This is a genomic window from Amnibacterium setariae, assembly GCF_003581425.1.
Lineage (GTDB): Bacteria > Actinomycetota > Actinomycetes > Actinomycetales > Microbacteriaceae > Amnibacterium > Amnibacterium setariae.
In genome coordinates this window covers 543,369-563,597 of record NZ_QXTG01000001.1, presented here as the reverse complement: position 1 = coordinate 563,597, position 20,229 = coordinate 543,369, and the positions used below count along the sequence as shown (strand labels likewise).

Here is a 20,229-nt window from a genome sequence, read left to right as displayed (position 1 = left end):
AGGGCGCAGCGGGGTGCGGAGACGTCGGAGGCGCCGTCGTCGGCGCTGGACGGGTTCAACCGCGCGGGGGCGCGGCCGGGGATGTGGTGCGGAGGAGGGGCGGGAGTCAGGCCCGAGCGCGGAGCGCGGGGATGACGGCGACGAGCTCGACGGTGATCGCGGACATGTCGGCCTCCTGCCCTTCGTCGACCGGCGCACGACGGCGCCCGGCCGGCCTCCGCGCTCTCCCCGCCAGATGGAGGTGTGGACGAGCCGCGGCAGCCCTCCAGCATATGGAATCACAAGCATCCGCACAACGGTCTGTGCGCCCGCGAGATGCGCACTCGCGGTGCGCGTCCCGCAGATCGAGGTGCGATCGCAGCGGGCCCCGAGATCTCAGCCGGTCGACGGTCGGCCGCCGAGGACCCGGTCGACCACGTCCTGCACGGACGCCTCCGGACCGATGCGCTGCTCGGCCACGAACGGGAGCGGGTCCCAGCCGCGGTACCACTCCCGCAGCTCGTCCGCCCCGAAGTGCGCGGGCTGCGGCCGCGTCGCGTGACGCCGCACCGTCTCCTCCAGCGTCAGGTCGTCGGCGAGGAAGCGCGCGTCGTCGGCCGCGCCCGCCAGCCGCTCGAGCATCGCCGCGTACCGGGACGCGGCGAGGATCCCCTCGATCACGACGTGCCGCCCCGCCGCGAGCAGGTGCTCCGCCGCGAGCTCGAGCAGCGCGGCGTGCTCCATGCCGTCGGGGTGCGACTCCCCCGTCCGCTCGTTGAACACGACGCGGCGGAAGTGGTCCTGCCCGAGTACCGCGGCGGGCCGGCCGAGCTCGCGCTGCAGCGCCGCTGCGGCGGTCGACTCGCCCGACCCCGCGCCGCCCCGCAGCACCACCAGCACCCGGCGAGCCGACGGATCGGCACGCGGCGCCCGGCGTCAGCGCACGACGCGGAGGACCTGCTTCTGCACGCCGTTGCCGTAGGCCTCGTGCTCCTCGAGCCGCAGGTGCGTCATGTCGTGCGACGTCCCGCTGAACAGGCGCTTCCCGGCGCCGAGCAGCACGGGGAAGACGAGCAGGTGGTAGCGGTCGACGAGTCCCGCGTCGGTGAGCGAGGCGCCGAGCCGGGCGCTGCCGTGCACGAGCAGCGGGCCGCCGTCCTCCTCCTTGAGCGCCGCGACCTCGTCGAGGGTGCGCACGATCGTGGCCGGCCACCGCTCGTCGTCGGCCTGCAGCGTGCGCGACACGACGTAGCGGGGCAGGGCGTTGTAGCGGGCGAACTCCGGCATGCCGCCCCAGACGGGCGCGAACGCCTCGTAGCTGACGCGGCCGACGAGCAGGGCCCCGGCCTCCTCCTGCTCGCGGCCCTTCAGCTCGTAGGCGGCGGGGTCGAACTCGATCCCCTGGAACGTCCATCCGCTGTTGCGGTACCCGGGCTCGCCGCCCGGCGCCTCCATGACGCCGTCGACCGACACGAACGCGGTGATGATGAGCTCTCGCATGTCCGTGATCCTCTCGTCGGAAGGACGTCGAACGGCGGCACCGGAGATCGACATCGCGGAGCGACGATCTCCCGGGTACGGCGGCCCTGACCGGTCGAGTACGCCGGCACCCGCGGGACGGCTCCCGTGGGCTCAGTGGAAGAAGTGGCGCTCGCCCGTGAAGTACATCGAGACACCGGCGGCCTCCGCCGCGGCGATCACCTCGGCGTCGCGCATGGACCCGCCGGGCTGCACGATCGCGCGGACGCCGGCCTCCAGCAGCACCTCCGCGCCGTCGGCGAAGGGGAAGAAGGCGTCGGAGGCCGCGACGGAGCCGGCCGCGCGCTCCCCCGCCCGCTTGACGGCGAGGTGGCAGGAGTCGACGCGGTTGACCTGGCCCATGCCGATGCCGACCGAGGCGCCGCCGGAGGCGAGCAGGATCGCGTTCGACTTCACCGACCGCACCGCGCGCCAGGCGAAGGCGAGGTCGGCCAGGGTCGCGTCGTCGGCCGCGGGCCCGGCCGCGAGGGTCCAGGAGCGGGGGTCGACGACGCCGTAGCGGTCGGGGTCCTGCACGAGCACGCCGCCGGACACCTGCTTGAACTCGCGCTCCGGCAGCGCGAAGCCCTCGGGCAGCTGGAGGATGCGGATGTTCTTCTTCTGCTGGAGCACCGTCAGCGCAGCGGGCTCGTAGCCCGGCGCGACGACGACCTCCGTGAAGATCCCGGCGACGGTCTCCGCCATGTCGAGCGTGATCGTGCGGTTCGCGGCGATCACGCCGCCGAAGGCCGACACCGGGTCGCAGTCGTTCGCTAGCCGGTGAGCGGCGGCGATCGGGTCGACGGCGTGCGCGGGCGCGACCGCGATGCCGCACGGGTTCGCGTGCTTCATCACCGCGACGGCGGGCTCGTCGAAGTCGAGGACCGCGCGGACGGCCGCGTCCGCGTCGACCATGTTGTTGTAGCTGAGCTCCTTGCCGTGCAGCTGCGCCGCCTGCGCGAGCCCGCGGCCGGCGGGGTCGCGCCACAGCGCCGCGGTCTGGTGCGCGTTCTCGCCGTAGCGGAGCGGCGACTCGACGAAGCGGTAGCTCCCGGAGCGCACGGAGGCGTCGGCACCGTCCGCGAACCAGTCGGCGATGGCCCGATCGTAGGCCGCGATGCGCTCGAAGGCGGCGGCCGCGAGGCGGCGCCGCAGCTCCAGGGAGGTGCCACCCGCGGCGATCCCCTCGAGCACGACCGGGTAGGCGTCGGTGCCGGTCACGACCGCGACGTTCGCGAAGTTCTTCGCCGCCGCGCGGACCATCGCCGGCCCGCCGATGTCGATCTGCTCGACGATCGCGGCGTCGTCCGCGCCGGAGGCGACGGTCTGCTCGAACGGGTACAGGCTCGAGACGAGCAGCTCGAAGGGCCGGATGCCGAGCGCGGTCAGCTCGGCGGCGTGCTGCTCGAGCCGCAGGTCGGCGAGGAGGCCGCCGTGCACCGCGGGGTGCAGCGTCTTCACGCGCCCGTCGAGCGACTCCGGGAACCCCGTGACCTCGGACACCTCGGTCACGGCGAGGCCGGCGTCGCGCAGCGTCGACGCCGTCGACCCGGTCGACACGAGCTCGACGCCCGCGCCGACGAGGGCCGCACCGAGCTCCACCAGCCCGGTCTTGTCGCTCACGGAGAGCAGCGCGCGGCGGACGGGGACGACGTCGGCGTCGCCCGGGGCGACGGTGCGGGCGGTGGTCATGCTGCGGCCTCCAGTTCGATGCGCCCCTCCGCGATCCCCTGGATCACGTCGGCGAGCAGGCGCCGTTCGACGGGCTTGATGCGGTCGTGCAGGGTCGCCTCGGAGTCGTCCGGCAGCACCGGGACCCGCTCGCGGGCGAGGATCGGGCCGCTGTCCGTGCCGTGGTCGACGACGATGACGCTCGCGCCGGTCTCGGTCGCGCCGGCCTCGAGGGCGTCCCGCACGGCGTGGGCGCCCGGGAACTCCGGCAGGTAGGCGGGGTGGGTGTTGATCAGCCCGGGGCGCAGCGCGTCGACGGCGGCGGGCGGCAGCAGGCGCATCAGGCCGGAGAGGATCACGACGTCCGGCGCCCACACCCGAACGGCCTCGACGAGGGCCTCGCCCCACGCCTCGCGCGTCTCGTACTGCGGGAACGGCACGAGGAACGAGGGCACCCCGAACTCGTCGGCGTGCACGAGGCCGCCGGCGTCGCGGTCGGCGCCCACGGCCACGACGTGCGCGGGGAAGTCGGCGTCGTCGCAGCGCTCGAGGAGGGCGCGGAGGTTGCTGCCGCCGCCGGAGATGAGCACGACGAGCCGCAGCACGACGGCGAGCCTACTGGGGGCCGTCGTCCTCGCTCGAACCGGGGAGGGCGGAGCGCGCGGGGGCGACGACGGCCGCGCCGAGCACGGCGGGCAGGCCGACGAGGACCGCGGTCGCGGCGGCGACGAGCAGCGCGTCGGGCCCGACGGCCGCGAGCCGGCCGGGGCCGACCGCACCGGCGGTCGCGGCGGACAGCAGGCCGAGCGCGACGCCGGCGACGGCGCCGGCGAGCAGGCCGAGCGGGAGCGCGCGCGTGGTCGCGCCGCTCCGACGCGCGAGGACCGCGGCGGCGAAGCCGGCGAGGACGGGTACGAGGAGGACCGCGGCCGCCCACGCGGGCGGGTCGACGGGGACGGCGCCGAGCACCGGCAGCGCCGGCAGCGGACCGGCCTGGCCGACGAACGGGCTCGTCGCCGAGCCGACACCGAGCGCGACCCCCGGACCGACGAGCCACGCGGCGGCCCAGACGACGAGCGCCGGGACGGCGAGCAGCTGGGCGCACGTCAGCACGAACCCGCCGACGGGCCCGGCGTCGAGCGACTCCTGCAGCGCGACGACGTCGGCGAAGCGCCCGAGCAGCAGCACGGCGAGCGCGACGGCCGCCGCGGCGAGCACGAGGAGGAGGGCGCCGAGCCCGGTGCGGACGCCGTCCGGCAGCGCGGCGCCGGGCCGGGCGGAGCGCGCGCCGACCAGTCCCGCGACGGCGACGAGCGCGACGGGGACCAGCACGCCCTGCCAGGCGGAGGGCGCGGCCGCCGCGGAGGTGCCGACGCCGACGAGGACCGCGGCGAGCACGGCCGTGACGATGACCTGGGCGGCCCAGGCGAGCGCGGGGGCATCCGTCGCGACCGCCCGCCTGCCGCCGCGGACGGCCGCGAGCGCGGTGACGAGGGCCGGTCCCAGCGCGGCGGCGCTGACGGTGAAGGCGGCGCCGCCGGCCGTGAAGCGGACGTCGACGCCGTGGCCGATCAGCCAGGCGTCCGCCGCGGCGGAGACGGAGGGCGTCCACGCCTCGGCCCGGCCGAGGCCGGCCCACGCGAGCACGCCGAGCGCGGCGAGCACCGCGAACGGCAGCGCGACGCCGAGCAGCCCGTCGACGGCGCCCACGACGACGGCGCCCACCCGGCGGCGGGGCGCCCGGGTCGGCCGGTCGGAGGCGACGTCGGGTGCGTCGTCGAGGACGGAGCTGCTGATCCCTCGAGGCTATGGACGCGGAGCACCCCGGGGCGCAGGCGCCCCGGGGTGTTCCGTTTCTCCGCGCATCCGGGGAACCGGACGCCGAGCGCACGGTTCCCCGGATGTACGGAGGAGAAGCCTCAGGCGGAGGCGGTGAGGACCTCGCGCATCAGCGCGGCGGTCTCGGAGGGCGTCTTGCCGACCTTCACGCCCGCGGCCTCGAGGGCCTCCTTCTTCGCCTGCGCGGTGCCGGCGGAGCCGGACACGATCGCGCCGGCGTGGCCCATCGTCTTGCCCTCGGGAGCGGTGAAGCCCGCGACGTAGCCGACGACCGGCTTCGTCACGTTGGCCTTGATGAAGTCTGCCGCGCGCTCCTCGGCGTCGCCGCCGATCTCGCCGATCATCACGATCGCCTTCGTCTCCGGGTCCGCCTCGAACGCGGCGAGCGCGTCGATGTGGGTGGTCCCGATGATCGGGTCGCCGCCGATGCCGATCGCGGTCGAGAACCCGAGGTCCCGCAGCTCGTACATCATCTGGTAGGTCAGCGTGCCGGACTTCGAGACGAGCCCGATCGGCCCCTTGCCCGTGATCGTCGCCGGGGTGATCCCGACGAGGGACTCGCCCGGCGTGATGATGCCGGGGCAGTTCGGGCCGATGATCCGGGTCTTCCCGCCGGTCGCCTTCGCGTGGGCCCACGCCTCCGCGGCGTCCTGCACCGGGATGCCCTCGGTGATGACGACGAGCAGCGGGATCTCGGCGTCGATGGCCTCGATCATCGCGTCCTTCGCGAACGCGGGCGGCACGAACGCGATGGAGACGTCGGCGCCGGTCTCGGCGATCGCCTCCTTCACGGTGCCGAACACGGGCAGCTCGACGTCGCCGTGGGTGACGGTCGTGCCGGCCTTGCGCGCGTTGACGCCGCCGACGACCTGCGTGCCGGCCTTCAGCATGAGCGCGGTGTGCTTGGTGCCCTCACCGCCGGTGATCCCCTGGACGATCACCTTCGAGTCCTTGTTCAGGAAGATCGACATCGTTCCCGTCCTCTCAGTTCGCAGCGGCCAGCTCGGCGGCCTTGTCGGCGCCGTCGTCCATCGTGAGCGCGAGCGTCACGAGCGGGTGCGCGGCCTCCTGCAGGATCCGGCGGCCCTCCTCGACGTTGTTGCCGTCGAGCCGCACGACGAGCGGTTTCGTGGCGGTGTCGCCGAGCATGCCGAGCGCCTGCACGATGCCGTTCGCGACCGCGTCGCAGGCGGTGATGCCGCCGAAGACGTTCACGAACACGCTCTTCACCTGCGGGTCGCCGAGGATCACGTCGAGCCCCGCCGCCATGACGGAGGCGGACGCGCCGCCGCCGATGTCGAGGAAGTTCGCCGGCTTCACGCCGCCGTGGCGCTCGCCCGCGTAGGCGACGACGTCGAGCGTCGACATGACGAGGCCCGCGCCGTTGCCGATCACGCCGACCTCGCCGTCGAGCTTCACGTAGTTGAGGTGCGAGGCCTTCGCCTTCGCCTCGAGCGGGTCGGCGGACGCCTTGTCCTCGAGCTCCGCGTGACGCGGGTGGCGGAAGTCGGCGTTGTCGTCGAGCGACACCTTGCCGTCGAGCGCGACGATGTCGCCGCCGCCCGTCAGCACGAGCGGGTTGACCTCGACGAGCGTCGCGTCCTCGCCGGTGTAGACCTCGTAGAGCTTCACGAAGACCGGCGCGACCGTGTCGACGAGCTCGGCCGGGAACTTCGCGGCCCGGGCGATCGCGGCCGCCTTCTCGAGGGTGACGCCCTCGCCGGGGTCCACCTCGATGCGGGCGAGCGCCTCGGGCCGGGTGACGGCGAGCTCCTCGATCTCCATGCCGCCCTCGAAGCTGGAGAGCGAGAGGTAGGAGCGGTTCGCGCGGTCGAGCAGGACGGAGAAGTAGTACTCCTCCTTGATGTCCGCGCCCGCGGCGACCATCACCCGGTTCACCGTGTGGCCCTTGATGTCCATCCCGAGGATGGCCCTCGCGGCGGCCTCGGCGTCGTCGGGCGTCTTCGCCACCTTCACGCCGCCGGCCTTGCCGCGGCCGCCGACCTTCACCTGCGCCTTGACGACGGTCACGCCGCCGAGGCGCTCCGCCGCGGCCCGCGCCTGCTCCGGCGTGTCCGCGACGATGCCGGCGAGCACCGGCACCCCGTACTGCTCGAACAGGTCACGTGCCTGGTACTCGAAGAGGTCCATCGGACGACCACGTCTCCTCACCGGTTGACAACCGGGCAACCCTACCCGGCGGCCGCCGAGCGCCTCATGGAGGGTCCCGAGGGCGTCGACGTTGCCACGTCAACCCTGCGCGGGATACGGTGCCGGGATGGCCGTGGAGCTCACGAGCGGAGAGGCGTCGACCTGGCGCCTGATCCAGCGGCTGTCCGACCTCGCGACCGGTGTCGTCGAGCTGCAGATCCGCTCCGCCGCGGACCTCTCCTCGGCGGAGTTCGAGGTGCTGCGCTGCCTCGTGGACGCGCCGGACCGGCAGCTGCGGCAGAACGAGCTCGCGGCGCTGCTCGGCTGGGACAAGAGCCGGCTCTCCCACCAGCTCACGCGCATGCAGCACCGCGAGCTGATCGACCGGCAGAAGTCGGGCCGCGTGCACGCCGTCGCGGTGACCCGCACCGGGGTGCAGAAGTTCGAGCTGGCGGACAACGCGCACGTCGCGGCCGTCCGCTCGCTGCTGCGGGAGCACCTCTCGGTCGCGGAGCGCGAGGCGCTCGAGCGCACGGCCGCCCAGGCCGTCGCCGCGGCGGACGCCGAGGAGGACGCGACGCCGTCGCGCCCGGCGTCGACCCCGCGGCTGCGGGCCCGCACCACCTGAGCCGGCCGGTCGGACCGCCGGGCTCAGGCGTCGGGGCTCAGGGGTCCGGGCTCGGGCGTCGGGGTTCAGATGTCGGGGACGAGCCGCTTGCCGAGCCCGGTCGCACCGTCGGGCGTGTAGCCGAGCCGGTCGTAGAAGGCGCCGACCGCCTCGTTGCCGGCGCGGATCTGCACGTTCACCTTCGGGCAGCCGAGCGCCAGCAGCCGCGCCTCGGCCTCCATCATCAGCAGCCGGCCGAGGCCGGTCCCCCGCCGGTCCGGTGCGACCGCGAGGTAGTGGACCCAGCCGCGGTGCCCGTCGTACCCGGCCATCGCGCTGCCGACGATCCCGCCCGTGCCTCGTCCCGAGGCGCCTGACGCGTCCTCCGCGACGAGGAAGAGCTCGCGCTGGACCTGCTTCTTCCGCTCGATGTCGCGGTGCGGGTCGTTCCAGGGCCGGGTGAGGCCGGCCGCCTCCCACAGCGCGACGACCGCGTCCTCGTCCGCGTCGGCGAACGGGCGGAGGTGGACCGTCACAGCTTCACGATCGGCGCGACCTTGACGAGCAGCCGCTTCCTGCCCGCCGTGTCGAACTGCACCTCCGCGATCCGCTTCGCCGCCGTGCCGGTGATGGCCTGCACGCGGCCCTCGCCGAAGTCGTCGTGCCGCACCCGGTCGCCGATCGCGAGCTCGAGGTCGCCGTTGTCGCGCACCTTGCCCGTGACGCGGTTGGTCCACTCGGTCTTCGGCTTCGCCTGGCCCGCGCCCGCGCCGACGCCGCCGCTGCTCCAGCCGAGGCTGCCCGCCGCACGGCCGCCCGCACCCGGGCCGGTCATGCCGGGCGACTGCCGCCAGTCGATGAGCTCGCCCGGGATCTCGGCGAGGAACCGGCTGGGCGCCGAGACGCTCGTCTCCCCGTAGCTGTTCCTCGTCATCGCGAGGGACAGGTACAGCCGCTCCCGCGCCCGGGTGATGCCGACGTAGAACAGCCGGCGCTCCTCCGAGGGGCCGCCCGGCTCGTTCACGCTCATCCGGTGCGGGAGGAGGTCCTCCTCGATGCCGGTGAGGAACACCGCGCGGAACTCGAGGCCCTTCGCGGTGTGCAGGGTCATGAGCGAGACGGTGCCGGACGTGTCGTCGAGCTCGTCCGCGGCCGCGACGAGCGCCGTCTCGGTGAGGAAGTCGATCAGCAGCCCGTCGGGGTTGTTCCGCTGGAACTCCTTCGTGACCGCGAGGAGCTCCTCGATGTTCTCCATCCGCGCCTCGTCCTGCGGGTCCTTGCTCGCCCGCAGCGCGTCGACGTAGCCGCTCTTCTGCATGAGGAGGGCCAGCACGTCGAAGACGGGGATCGGCGCGTTCCCCTCCGCCGGCGGCACGGTCATCGCGGTCGCCTCGTCGAGCAGGTCCGACAGGGCCGTGATCGCCTTCGTGACCTTCGGCCCGAAGCCGAGCTCCGCCGCGTGGCGCAGCGCCTCGCGGAAGGTGACCCCGTTCCGCTCCGCGAAGTTCGCGAGCTGGGTCTCCGTCGCCGGCCCGATGCCGCGCTTCGGGGTGTTGAGGATGCGGCGCACGGCGAGGGCGTCGGCCGGGTTGGCGACGGAGATGAGGTACGCCATCGCGTCCTTGATCTCGGCGCGCTCGTAGAACTTCGTGCCGCCGAGGATCCGGTACGGCACCGCCGACCGGATCAGGATCTCCTCCAGCGCACGGGTCTGGGCGTTGGTCCGGTAGAAGACCGCGATCTCGCGGTACTCCATGCCGTTCCGGTGCAGCTGCTCGATCTCGTCCGCGACGAACTGCGCCTCGTCGTGGCCGGAGTACCCGGTGAAGCCGACGATCTTGTCGCCGGCGCCGCCCGCGGTGAAGAGGTTCTTCGGCTTGCGGTCGAAGTTGTTCGCGATGACCGCGTTGGCCGCGTCGAGGATCGTCTGCGTGGAGCGGTAGTTCTGCTCCAGCAGCACGACCGTGGCCTCGGGGAAGTCCTGCTCGAACTCGATGATGTTCCGGATGTCGGCGCCGCGGAAGGCGTAGATCGACTGGTCGGAGTCGCCCACCACGGTCAGCGACGCGGCCGGGACGCCGGGCGCCGGCTTCGTGAGCTCGCGGATCAGCGCGTACTGGGCGTGGTTCGTGTCCTGGTACTCGTCGACGAGGATGTGCCGGAACCGGCGCCGGTAGGGCTCGGCGACGTGCGGGAACGCCCGGAACAGGTACACCGTCTGGGCGATGAGGTCGTCGAAGTCGAACGCGTTCGCGGCCTGGAGCGTGCGCGTGTACTCGCGGAAGATCGTGAGGAACAGCGCCTCCTTCGGGTCCGCGAGGTTCACGTCGCGGCTGAAGGACTCGGCGTCGATCAGCTCGTTCTTGAGCTTCGAGATGCGCGCGCCGACGTTCGCGACCGACAGCCCCATCACGTCGGCCTCGTACTGCTTGACGATGCGCTTCAGCAGGGCGCGCTGGTCGCCGGAGTCGTAGATGGTGAAGCCGGAGGCGTAGCCGAAGACCTCCGCCTCGCGGCGCAGGATGCGCACGCACGCGGAGTGGAACGTCGAGATCCACATGCCGTCGGCGGCATGCCCGACGAGGTGGCGCACGCGCTCCCGCATCTCGCCCGCGGCCTTGTTCGTGAACGTGATGGCGAGCACCTGGCTCGGCCACGCCTCGCGCGTCTCCAGGAGGGAGGCGATGCGGCGGGTGAGCACGCTCGTCTTGCCCGAGCCGGCTCCCGCCACGATCAGCAGGGCGGGTCCGCGGTACAGCACGGCCTCGCGCTGCCGCGGGTTCAACCCCTCGAGCAGGGCCGACGACCCCTCCACCGACATGGGCTGCACCAGCTGCGTCATGATGACGTCAAGGGTAGGCCGGTACCCCGACATCGGCGGGGCGCCCGAGCTCCTCGAGCGCCAGGTCGGGGTGGTCGGCGAAGACCCCGGTCACGCCGGCCGCGACGAGCCGCCGCCAGTACGCGCCGTAGCGCCCCCGACGGCCGGTCGGGGTGCGGAAGCGCGGCGGCAGGAAGCGGTTCTCGGGACGCAGCGTCCAGGTCCAGACGTCGAGGCCGAGGCCGCGGTAGCCGTCGACCACGGCGGGGCGCACCAGGCCGGCCCGCAGGCTGACGCCGTCGTACCGGGCGAAGGGCGCGGGGTCGCGGACCGTGCGCAGGTCGGCGACCGGGGAGTGGCCGATCAGAGCGACGAGCGGGCATCCGACGCCGCGCTCGGCCAGCCGGTCGAGCACGTGGTGCTCGAAGCTCTCGATCGCGAGCTCGGGCCGGCGGGCCGTCCCCGCGAGGAGGTCGAGCAGGATCTCGTCGACCGGGAGCCCGAGCCGCGCGGACCGCTCGACGTGCTTGAGCTCGACCACGAGCCGGACCCCGGTGCCGGCGAGCAGGTCCATCGCGTCCGCGAGCGCGAGCAGCGGCTCGCCGTCGTGCGCGGCGCTCTCCGGTCGCAGTCGCGGCAGCCGCTCGCGCGCTCCGAGCGCCTGCAGCTGCTCGAGCCGGAGGTCCTCCGCGAACCAGCCCACCCGCGGCCGGCCGCGCACGACCTTCGCCCGCCGCAACGGGCGCAGCTCGGCGTGCTCCTCGACGTCCGTCGTCTCGCTCAGCTCGGGGTCGTGGCGGACGACGAGGACCCCGTCCGCGCTCGCCACGACGTCGACCTCGACCGCGTCGGCGCCCTGCTCGACGGCGAGCAGCAGCGCGGACCGCGTCAGCTCCGGGCGGTGACCGCTCGCACCGCGGTGCGCGATGATCAGCGGGGCGGGCACACCGGGAGGCTACGACACGGCCGCCCGTTCCATAGGAAGCCCATAGCGCGAGCCGCCCCGCGGCACGGCCGCCGTTCCTACACTCGACTCTCCGGCGCGCACCGCGTCGGTCCCGGACAGGAACAGGAACCATGGCGAACCCCGCCCTCTCCAACAACCCCGCGTTCAAGAACGGCAGCACCGTGAGCGCCTCGCAGCTGGAGGAGCTGTACGAGCGCCCGGCGGCGTCCCCCGCGGACACCGGCCGCATGACCTACGAGGACACCGCGGTGAAGACCGTGATCCTCTTCGCCGTGCTGCTCGCCACCTCGGCGGTCGGCTGGTTCGTGCCCGCCCTCGCGATCGTCGGCGCGATCGCCGGCTTCGTCCTCGCGCTGGTGAACACCTTCAAGCGCGAGCCGTCGGTGCCGCTGATCGTGCTCTACGCCGCGGCCGAGGGCCTCTTCGTCGGCGGCATCTCGGCGTTCTTCAACGCGCAGTGGGGCGGCATCGTGCCGCAGGCCGTTCTCGCGACCCTCGTGACCGTCGGCGTCACGCTGGCCCTGTTCGCGAGCGGCCGGATCCGCGCCTCCGCCCGGGCGACGAAGATCTTCCTGATCGCGATGGTCGCCTACCTGGTCTTCCAGCTGGTCAACACGGTCCTCGGCCTCACCGGCGTCGTCGACGGCCCCTTCGGCCTGCAGAGCGGCGTGCTCGGCATCGCGATCGGCCTGCTGGTCGTCGTCATGGCCGCGTACTCGCTGGTGCTCGACTTCGACCAGATCCAGCAGGGCGTCCGCCGCGGCATCCCCGCCCGGTACGGCTGGACCGGCGCCTTCGGGATCATGGTGACCGTCGTCTGGCTCTACTTCGAGTTCCTGCGGCTGATCGCGATCTTCCGCAACTGACCGACGGGCCCCACGGAGGGCGCCCGGACCGCTGGTCCGGGCGCCCTTCTTCGTGCGGGGAGCGCACGGGAGGGCGTCGCGCCCGTGCACACCGGCGTGTCCGGCCGCCGGGAGGGCCCGGCGGGGGACCGCTCACGTACCGTGACGTCGCCGAGCACGCCAGAGGAGGGCCGACGATGCACGCGACCGATCTGATCGCCCCGTTCGCCGCCCGCTGGGGACGACGCGTGCGCGAGGAGCTCGACCTCGTGCCGCACCCCGCCGACGCCGCCCGGCAGACCGCCGCCGGCCCCGACCCGGACCGGGTGCTCGTGCTCGGCAACGGCCCCGCCATCGGGTTCGGGGTGCTGACGCAGGAGCTCGCCCTGCCCGGACGCCTCGCCCGGCGGCTCGCGGACGCCACCGGCCGCGGCGCCGTCGTCGACGTCGTCTCCCGTCGCGGGACGACCGCGGGCACCGCGCCGCGGCTGCTCGACGAGGCGCGCATGGGCCTGTACGACGCGATCCTCGTCTGCATCGGGTCGAGCGACGCCTACAACCTCGAGCCCGAGCAGCGGTGGCGCGCGGACCTCGGCCAGCTCCTCGACGCCCTCCGCGCCGCCGCGACGCCGTCGACCGTGCTCGCCGTCCTGCCGATCCGCCCCCTGCAGCGGCCGACCTCCGCGCGGGGCCGCACCGGCGGCATGGTGGACGGCCATGCGGCACGGCTCGACCGGATCGCGGAGGACGTCTGCGCCCGCCGCACCGGCGTGGTGCACCTCGGAGAGACGGCCGCCCTGCTGCGAGCGCCGCTCGCGCCGGGCGACTACGACGAGCTCGCCGGGCTCGTGGCCCCGCGGCTCGCGCGCGAGCTCGACCGGGTCGCCGCGCGGTCGGAGGAGGCCGGCGCCCGCGCGCTCCGTGCCCGGCCGGACGCGGAGGACCTGCGGCAGGAGGCCCTCGACCGCACCGGGCTCGTCCGCACGGCCGGCAGCCCTCGGCTCGAACGCCTGCTGCGCACGGCCCGCGAGCTGTTCGGCATCACCGGCGCCGCGGTCACGCTGGTCGACGGCGACCGGGTCGTGTTCAAGGCCGCGGTCGGCATGCCGTCGCACGACCTCCCCCGGTCGGTCGCGCCGTGCGACCGCACGATCCGCCAGCGCGGCGCCCTGGTCCTCGGCGACCTGCGCGGCGAGCCGATCACGCGCGACGGCTGGCGCTTCTACGCCGGCCACCCGCTCGAGTCGCCGGACGGCTATCGGATCGGCGCGCTCTGCCTGCTCGACACGGAGGTCCGCGATCCGCTCACGGTCGACCGCGTCGCGCTCGCCGAGGTCGCGGCGCGCATCGAGGCCGAGCTCTGGGCGGAGGCGGGCCGCACGGGCGGCCACGAGCGCGAGCCCGACCGGGACCTCGACGGCACGGCCGAGCAGCAGGCCGCGGCGGTGCGGACGGCCCGTCTCGCCCACTGAGCCGCTGTGCACGGATGAGGGGACCTGCGGAGCAGGTCCCCTCATCCGTGCACATCACTCCCACTCGATGGTGCCCGGCGGCTTCGAGGTGACGTCGAGCACGACGCGGTTCACCTCGGCGACCTCGTTCGTGATGCGGTTCGACACCTTCGCCAGCAGGTCGTAGGGCAGCCGGGTCCAGTCGGCGGTCATCGCGTCCTCGCTCGACACGGGCCGGAGCACGATCGGGTGCCCGTAGGTGCGGCCGTCGCCCTGCACCCCGACGCTGCGCACGTCCGCGAGCAGCACGACCGGGCACTGCCAGATCTCGTCGTCCCAGCCGGCCGCGGAGAGCTCCTCCCGCACGATCGCATCGGCTCGGCGCAGGGTCGCGAGCCGGTCGCGCGTGATCGACCCGACGATGCGGATGCCGAGGCCGGGACCCGGGAAGGGCTGCCGGCCGACGATCACCTCGGGCAGGCCGAGCTCGCGGCCGATCGCCCGCACCTCGTCCTTGAACAGGGTCCGCAGCGGCTCGACGAGCGCGAACTCGAGGTCCTCGGGCAGGCCGCCGACGTTGTGGTGGCTCTTGATGTTCGCGGTGCCGCTGCCGCCGCCGGACTCCACGACGTCCGGGTAGAGCGTGCCCTGCACGAGGAAGCCGACCTTCCCGCCCTCCTCCTGGGCCTGCGCGACGACGTCGGAGGCGGCCCGCTCGAACGCGCGGATGAACTCGCGGCCGATGATCTTCCGCTTCGTCTCCGGGTCGGACACGCCCTCGAGCGCCGAGAGGAAGGTGTCCGCGGCGTCGACGACGACGAGGTTCACGCCGGTGGCGGCGACGTAGTCGCGCTCGACCTGCTCCGCCTCGCCCTCCCGGAGGAGGCCGTGGTCGACGAAGACGCACGTCAGCCGGTCCCCCACCGCGCGCTGCACGAGCGCCGCGGCGACCGCCGAGTCGACGCCGCCGGAGAGGCCGCAGATGACGCGGGCGTCGCCGACCTGCGCGCGGATCCGCTCGACCTGCTCGGCGATCACGTTGCCGGGGTTCCAGTCCGCCCCGATGCCGGCGGCGTCGTGGAGGAAGCGCTCGATGACCTCCTGGCCGTGCACCGAGTGCTTCACCTCGGGGTGCCACTGGACGCCGTACATGCGCCGCTCGTCGTTCGCGAACGCCGCGACGGGGGTCGACTCGCTGCTGGCGAGCACCTGGAACCCGTCCGGCGCCGCGGAGACGGAGTCGCCGTGGGACATCCAGACGACCTGCTCCGCGGGCTGCCCCGCGACGAGCGGGGCGTCCTGCGCGTCCGCGAGCCGCACCGCGGTCGAGCCGTACTCGCGACGTCCGGTGTGGGCGACGGTGCCGCCCAGCTGCTGGGCCATGACCTGGAAGCCGTAGCAGATGCCGAGCACCGGCACCCCGAGCTCGAGGATGCCCGGGTCGAGCGCCGGGGCGCCGTCCTCGTAGACGCTGGACGGCCCGCCCGAGAGCACGATGCCCGCCGGCCGCCGCGCCGCGATCTCCTCCGCCGTGACGGCGTGCGGGACGATCTCGGAGTAGACGCCGGCCTCGCGCACGCGCCGCGCGATCAGCTGGGCGTACTGCGCGCCGAAGTCGACGACGAGGACGGGATGCGCCTCCCCCGCCGGCGGCTCGGGAGCCCCGTCGGGCCCGGTCGGTGCGGAGGCGTCCGGCTCGATCGTCGTCACCTCCCCGAGCCTACGGAATCCGAGTAATGGTCACGGGCACCTTCAGTGCTACGCTCGCGCCGACTCACTTCGGGTCGGTCCGACCATTACCGGAGGCGAGCATGGCCGAGCAGCCCGTGACCGTCGCCGTCTCCACCGTGATCTTCGGGCTCCAGCCGCCGGCGGAGCCCCGCGACGACGCCCTGGGCGGCCTCGCGGTGCACCTCCCGCTCGTCCAGCGCGTGCGCGAGCCGCACCTCGGCCGCTGGGCCCTGCCCGGCGGCCCCCTGCACGCGGACGAGTCGCTGCGGGAGGCCGCGCGGCGCAACCTGGCCGGCACGACCGGCCTGCGCCCCACCCACCTCGAGCAGCTCTACACGTTCGGCGCCGTGGAGCGCGGCGTCCCCGCGACGCCCGAGGAGCCCCGCGTCGTCTCGGTCGTCTACTGGGCGCTCGTGCGCACCGAGGTCGCCGCGACCACGGTCGACGACGAGCACGTCGCGTGGTTCCCGGCGGAGGACCTGCCGCCGCTCGCCTTCGACCACGAGGAGATCGTGGGCTGGGCGGTCCGGCGGCTGAAGAACAAGCTCGAGTACACGCACCTGTCCCACGCCCTGCTGCCGGAGGAGTTCACCCTCGGCCAGCTGCGGGAGGTGCACGAGGCGATCCTCGGGCGGCGCCTCGACCCCGCGAACTTCCGGCGCCGCGTCGAGGCGACCGGCACCGTGGCGCCGACCGGCGCCCACCAGGCCGGCGTGCGCCACCGCCCGCCCGCGCTCTACCGATCCACCGCCCGAGAGGAACTGCTCACATGACCGCCGTCGATCCCGGCATCCAGCCGACCGCCGCGCCGCCCGCGCCGGCGGGCATCGAGGCCAACGGCCTCAACGTCATCGCCGAGTCCGAGCGCAAGGGGCGCGCCCGCGACCTCTTCTGGCCCTGGTTCGGCGCGAACGTGTCCGTCCTCGGCCTCAGCTACGGCTCCTTCATCCTCGGGTTCGGGATCTCGTTCGTGCAGGCCACGGTGGTGGCCGTGATCGGCATCGCGGTCTCGTTCGCCCTGTGCGGCGTCGTCGCGCTCGCCGGCCGCCGCGGGTCGGCGCCGACCATGCTGCTGAGCCGCGCGGCGTTCGGCGTGAACGGCAACCGGCTCGCCGCCCTCATCTCCTGGATCCTGCTCGTCGGCTGGGAGACGGCGCTCACCTCGCTCGCGGTGCTCGCCACGTCGACCGTGTTCACCGAGCTGGGGCTCGACCTCGGCCCGCTGACGAAGATCGTCGCGCTCGTCGTCGTGGCCGCGCTCACGGTCGGCGGCGGCATCCTCGGCTTCGACGCGATCATGCGGATGCAGAAGTGGATCACGATCGTCACCGGCGTGCTCACCGTCGTCTACATCGCGCTCACCGCGGGCTCGATCGACCTCGGCGCCGTCGGCGGCCTCCCCTCCGGCGACGCGACCGCGCTGATCGGCGCGCTCGTGTTCGTGATGACGGGCTTCGGGCTCGGCTGGGTGAACGCGGCCGCCGACTACTCCCGCTACCTGCCCCGGTCGACCCGGGGCGCCGGCGTCTTCGGCTGGACCACCTTCGGCGGCGCCGTCGCGCCGGTGATCCTGGTCGTCCTCGGCCTGCTGCTCGCGGGCTCGTCGAAGCGGCTCTCGGACGCGATCGGCGCCGACCCGATCGGCGCGCTCACCACCCTGCTGCCGACCTGGTTCCTCGTGCCGTTCGCGGTCGTGGCGATCCTCGGCCTCGTGGGCGGCAGCGTGCTCAACATCTACTCGAGCGGTCTCGCCCTGCTGTCGGCCGGCGTCCGCGTCCCCCGCTTCGTCGCGGCCGGCATCGACGGCGTGCTCGTGGTCGCCGGCACGATCTACGTCGCGTTCTTCGCCCCCGACTTCGTCGGGCCGTTCCAGGCGTTCCTGATCACCCTGGGCGTGCCGATCGCGGCCTGGTGCGGCGTCTTCATCGGCGACGTCGTCCTGCGCCGCCGCCCGTACGCCGACGCGGAGCTGCTCGACCCGCGCGGCCGGTACGGCTCGGTGCGCCTCTCCGCCGTGCTGCTCGTCGTGCTCGGGACTGCGATCGGGTGGGGCCTCGTCGTCAACGGGACGCCGGGCTTCACCTGGCAGGGCTACCTGCTCGCGCCGCTCGGCGGCCGCGACGGCGCCTGGGCCTACGCGAACCTCGGGGTCCTCCTCGCGCTGCTCCTCGGCTTCGTGGGCACCCTCCTCGCGACGCGGGGCGCCGTCCGGCACCAGGAGTCGCTGCCGCTCGAGCGCACCCGATGACGGAGGACGCGCACCTCGTCGTCGTCGACATGCAGCACGTCTTCGCCGACGCGGCGAGCGCCTGGGCCACGCCCGGGTACGCGGCCGCGTCGGCGGGCGTGCAGCGGCTCCTGCCGGCGTTCGCCGGCCGGACCGTCCTCACCCGCTTCGTCGCGCCTGAGCGGCCGGAGGGCGCCTGGCTCCCCTACTACCGCGACTGGCCGGACCAGCTGCGGCCGGCCGACGACCCGATCTGGGACCTGACGCCCGAGTTCGCGGGCACGGACACGCCGATCGTGACCGCGACGACGTTCGGGAAGTGGGGCGACGCCCTCGCGGCGGCGACGGACGGCAGCGATCGGCTCGTCCTGACCGGCGTCTCCACCGACTGCTGCGTGCTGTCCACGGCGCTCGCCGCCGCGGACGCGGGCCGCTTCGTCGTGGTGCCGGAGGACGCGTGCGCCGGGCTGTCGCCGGCGGACCACCGGCGCGCGCTCGACGCGATGGCGCTGTACGGCCCGCTCATCACCATCAGCAGCGTCGACGAGGTCCTCGCCACAATGGCCGCATGACCCGGAGGGACCGAGCGCTGGGCGCCCTGACCGGGCTGGCGATCGGCGACGCGCTCGGCATGCCGACGCAGACGCTGCCGCGCGAGGCGATCGCCGCCGCGGGCGGCGTGACCGGGTTCCGCGCCGCCGCGCCGGACCATCCGCTCGCGCACGGGCTCCCGGCGGGCCGCGTCACGGACGACACGGAGCAGGCGCTGCTGCTGGCCGACGCGCTCGTCGACGGCGGCGGGCGCGTGGACCCGCAGCGCCTCGCGGACGACCTCGACCGCTGGGAGCAGGACGCCCGAGCCCGCGGATCCCTGGACCTGCTCGGACCGTCCACGCGCTCGGCGATCCAGGCCGTGCGCGAGGGCGTCGCGCCGGAGCTCGCCGGCGCGAACGGCACGACCAACGGCGCGGCGATGCGGATCGCGCCGGTCGGGATCGCGACGCGGATCGACGACGTGGAGGCGCTCGTCGACGCCGTCGAGGCCGCCTGCCTCGTGAGCCACCACACCTCCGTCGCGATCGCCGGAGCCGCCGCGGTCGCCGCGGTCGTCAGCGCGGGGGTCGAGGGACGGGACCTGCCGGTCGCGGCCGCGCTCGGCATCGCCGCTGCGCGGGCCGGCGCGCGACGCGGGCGCTGGGTGGCGGGCGCCGAGGTCGCCGCGCGCATCAGCTGGTCCGTCGAGCTCGCCGGCCGTCGCGACGTGCCGACCGCGGTCGACCGGGTCGTGCGGCTGATCGGCACGAGCCTCGCGACGCAGGAGTCCGTGCCCGCCGCGTTCGCGATGCTGCTCCTCCATCCCGACGACCCGTGGGCGGCGTGCTGCGCCGCCGCGTCGCTCGGGGGCGACACCGACACCATCGCCGCGATGACCGGGGCGATGGCGGGCGCGATCCACGGCGTCGACGCCTTCCCGACGGACGCCGTCGCGACCGTGCGCGCCGTGAACGACCTGCGGCTCGACGAGCGCGTCGACGCGCTCCTGGCCCTGCGATGACCGGCAGGTTCGTCACCACCGGCAACGCGCTCGTCGACGTCGTCGCAGCGGTGCCGCGGCTGCCCGAGCGCGGCGACGACGTCCTCGCCACCGATGGCGGCCTCGAGGTCGGCGGCGGCGGTTTCCGGGCGCTGGCGGCGGCGCGGGAGGCGGGCGCCGAGGTCGTGTTCGCCGGCCGCGTCGGCACCGGACCGCTCGGCGACCTCGTCCGGGCGGCGCTCGAGCGTCTCGGTGCGCCGGCTCCCCTCCCCGCGGTCCCCGACCTCGACACCGGGTTCGCGCTCACGGCGCTCGAGCCGGACGGCGAGCGCACGTTCGTCACGGTGCCCGGCGCGGAGTCCGCCGAGCCCCGCCTGGAGGCGCTGCCGGTCGCCGAGGACGACGTCGTCCACGTGCACGGCTACGGCCTGGTCGCCCCCGCACGCGGTCGCGGCCTCGCCGACTTCGTCCTCGCCCTGCCCGCCGGGCCGACGGTGCTGCTCGATCCCGGCCCGTTCGGGGCCGACGCGGACCCGGCGGTCCTGGGCGCGCTGCTGCGGCGCGTCGACTGGTGGAGCGGGAACGCCGCTGAGGCGCGCGCCGCGACCGGGCTCGGCGACGAGCGGGCCGCCGCGCGGCTGCTCGCCGCGACGGTGCGCCGGGGCGCCGTGGTGCGCCGCGGTGCCGAGGGCTGCGTGCTCGCGGTCCGCGGCGCCGACCCGGTGCCGCTGCCCGCGCCGCGGGTCGTCGCGGTCGACACGAACGGCGCCGGCGACACCCACGTGGGCGCGTTCGCCGCCGCCCTGCTCCGCGGTGCGGACCCGCAGGAGTCGGCCCGCGTCGCGACGGCCGCGGCGAGCGCGTTCGTCGCGCGCGCCCGACGCTGAC

Annotated in this window: 18 protein-coding genes and 1 pseudogene; 8 read left to right on the top strand and 11 right to left on the bottom strand. The window is 74.5% G+C overall.

The annotated features are described in order from the left end of the window. Window positions 1-375: 375 nt before the first annotated feature. The 7 genes and pseudogenes from D1781_RS02915 to sucC form a co-directional block, all read right to left on the bottom strand. A pseudogene (locus D1781_RS02915) lies at window positions 376-882 on the bottom strand (AAA family ATPase); the annotation flags it as partial. Between the two features lie 33 nt (window positions 883-915). Further along, complete coding sequence (locus D1781_RS02910; RefSeq protein WP_119480761.1) at window positions 916-1,479, bottom strand: dihydrofolate reductase family protein; 564 nt, start codon at window positions 1,477-1,479, stop codon at window positions 916-918. A gap of 132 nt (window positions 1,480-1,611) precedes the next feature. Continuing rightward, window positions 1,612-3,189 (bottom strand): bifunctional phosphoribosylaminoimidazolecarboxamide formyltransferase/IMP cyclohydrolase, encoded by a 1,578-nt coding sequence (purH, locus tag D1781_RS02905; protein WP_119480760.1) that lies wholly within the window; start codon window positions 3,187-3,189, stop codon window positions 1,612-1,614. Then, entirely contained in the window at window positions 3,186-3,773 is a 588-nt protein-coding gene (purN, locus tag D1781_RS02900) for a phosphoribosylglycinamide formyltransferase (protein ID WP_119480759.1), read from the bottom strand. Before purN ends, purH begins: the two co-directional genes overlap by 4 nt. Before the next feature lie 10 nt (window positions 3,774-3,783). Beyond that, a complete protein-coding gene (locus tag D1781_RS02895) occupies window positions 3,784-4,893 on the bottom strand; it encodes a cell division protein PerM (protein WP_119480758.1) in 1,110 nt (369 codons plus the stop codon). A gap of 194 nt (window positions 4,894-5,087) precedes the next feature. Continuing rightward, window positions 5,088-5,978 carry a succinate--CoA ligase subunit alpha gene (sucD, locus tag D1781_RS02890; RefSeq protein WP_119480757.1) on the bottom strand — a complete coding sequence of 297 codons (891 nt, stop codon included), beginning with the start codon at window positions 5,976-5,978 and terminating at the stop codon, window positions 5,088-5,090. A gap of 13 nt (window positions 5,979-5,991) precedes the next feature. Beyond that, window positions 5,992-7,158 (bottom strand): ADP-forming succinate--CoA ligase subunit beta, encoded by a 1,167-nt coding sequence (sucC, locus tag D1781_RS02885; RefSeq protein WP_119480756.1) that lies wholly within the window; start codon window positions 7,156-7,158, stop codon window positions 5,992-5,994. 127 nt (window positions 7,159-7,285) lie between these two features. Between sucC and D1781_RS02880 the strand changes: the two genes are divergently transcribed. Beyond that, window positions 7,286-7,786: a MarR family winged helix-turn-helix transcriptional regulator gene (locus tag D1781_RS02880; RefSeq protein WP_119480755.1), complete on the top strand. Its 501-nt coding sequence runs from the start codon at window positions 7,286-7,288 to the stop codon at window positions 7,784-7,786. 65 nt (window positions 7,787-7,851) lie between these two features. On the opposite strand, the gene D1781_RS02875 is transcribed toward D1781_RS02880, so the two are convergent. From D1781_RS02875 to D1781_RS02865, 3 genes are read right to left on the bottom strand one after another with little or no spacing between them, the layout of a single operon-like run. Next, entirely contained in the window at window positions 7,852-8,301 is a 450-nt protein-coding gene (locus D1781_RS02875; protein WP_119480754.1) for a GNAT family acetyltransferase, read from the bottom strand. After that, window positions 8,298-10,607, bottom strand: coding sequence for an ATP-dependent helicase (locus tag D1781_RS02870; RefSeq protein WP_119480753.1), 2,310 nt, complete (start codon window positions 10,605-10,607; stop codon window positions 8,298-8,300). The genes D1781_RS02875 and D1781_RS02870 overlap by 4 nt, the downstream gene beginning before the upstream one ends. 7 nt (window positions 10,608-10,614) lie before the next feature. Next, entirely contained in the window at window positions 10,615-11,532 is a 918-nt protein-coding gene (locus tag D1781_RS02865) for a glycerophosphodiester phosphodiesterase family protein (protein WP_233550940.1), read from the bottom strand. Between the two features lie 131 nt (window positions 11,533-11,663). Here D1781_RS02865 and D1781_RS02860 point away from each other — a divergent pair, with 131 nt between their 5' ends. Both D1781_RS02860 and D1781_RS02855 read left to right on the top strand, forming a co-directional pair. After that, window positions 11,664-12,419, top strand: coding sequence for a Bax inhibitor-1/YccA family protein (locus D1781_RS02860; protein ID WP_119480752.1), 756 nt, complete (start codon window positions 11,664-11,666; stop codon window positions 12,417-12,419). A 176-nt stretch (window positions 12,420-12,595) separates the two neighbouring features. Further along, window positions 12,596-13,870 (top strand): GDSL-type esterase/lipase family protein, encoded by a 1,275-nt coding sequence (locus tag D1781_RS02855; RefSeq protein WP_119480751.1) that lies wholly within the window; start codon window positions 12,596-12,598, stop codon window positions 13,868-13,870. Window positions 13,871-13,924: 54 nt separating this feature from the next. Here the strand turns inward: D1781_RS02855 and guaA are convergent, their stop codons facing one another. Continuing rightward, window positions 13,925-15,550 (bottom strand): glutamine-hydrolyzing GMP synthase, encoded by a 1,626-nt coding sequence (guaA, locus tag D1781_RS02850; protein WP_119481700.1) that lies wholly within the window; start codon window positions 15,548-15,550, stop codon window positions 13,925-13,927. 110 nt (window positions 15,551-15,660) lie between these two features. Here guaA and D1781_RS02845 point away from each other — a divergent pair, with 110 nt between their 5' ends. The 5 genes from D1781_RS02845 to D1781_RS02825 are packed head-to-tail and all read left to right on the top strand — an operon-like array spanning window position 15,661 to window position 20,228. Continuing rightward, the gene (locus D1781_RS02845; protein ID WP_119480750.1) at window positions 15,661-16,353 is read left to right on the top strand and encodes an NUDIX hydrolase; all 693 of its coding nucleotides are present in this window, start codon (window positions 15,661-15,663) and stop codon (window positions 16,351-16,353) included. Then, window positions 16,350-17,828, top strand: coding sequence for a purine-cytosine permease family protein (locus tag D1781_RS02840; protein WP_119480749.1), 1,479 nt, complete (start codon window positions 16,350-16,352; stop codon window positions 17,826-17,828). Before D1781_RS02845 ends, D1781_RS02840 begins: the two co-directional genes overlap by 4 nt. After that, entirely contained in the window at window positions 17,825-18,379 is a 555-nt protein-coding gene (locus D1781_RS02835) for a cysteine hydrolase family protein (RefSeq protein WP_119480748.1), read from the top strand. The genes D1781_RS02840 and D1781_RS02835 overlap by 4 nt, the downstream gene beginning before the upstream one ends. Continuing rightward, window positions 18,376-19,362 carry an ADP-ribosylglycohydrolase family protein gene (locus tag D1781_RS02830; RefSeq protein WP_119480747.1) on the top strand — a complete coding sequence of 329 codons (987 nt, stop codon included), beginning with the start codon at window positions 18,376-18,378 and terminating at the stop codon, window positions 19,360-19,362. The genes D1781_RS02835 and D1781_RS02830 overlap by 4 nt, the downstream gene beginning before the upstream one ends. After that, window positions 19,359-20,228, top strand: coding sequence for a PfkB family carbohydrate kinase (locus D1781_RS02825; RefSeq protein ID WP_119480746.1), 870 nt, complete (start codon window positions 19,359-19,361; stop codon window positions 20,226-20,228). The genes D1781_RS02830 and D1781_RS02825 overlap by 4 nt, the downstream gene beginning before the upstream one ends. Window position 20,229: the final 1 nt, after the last annotated feature.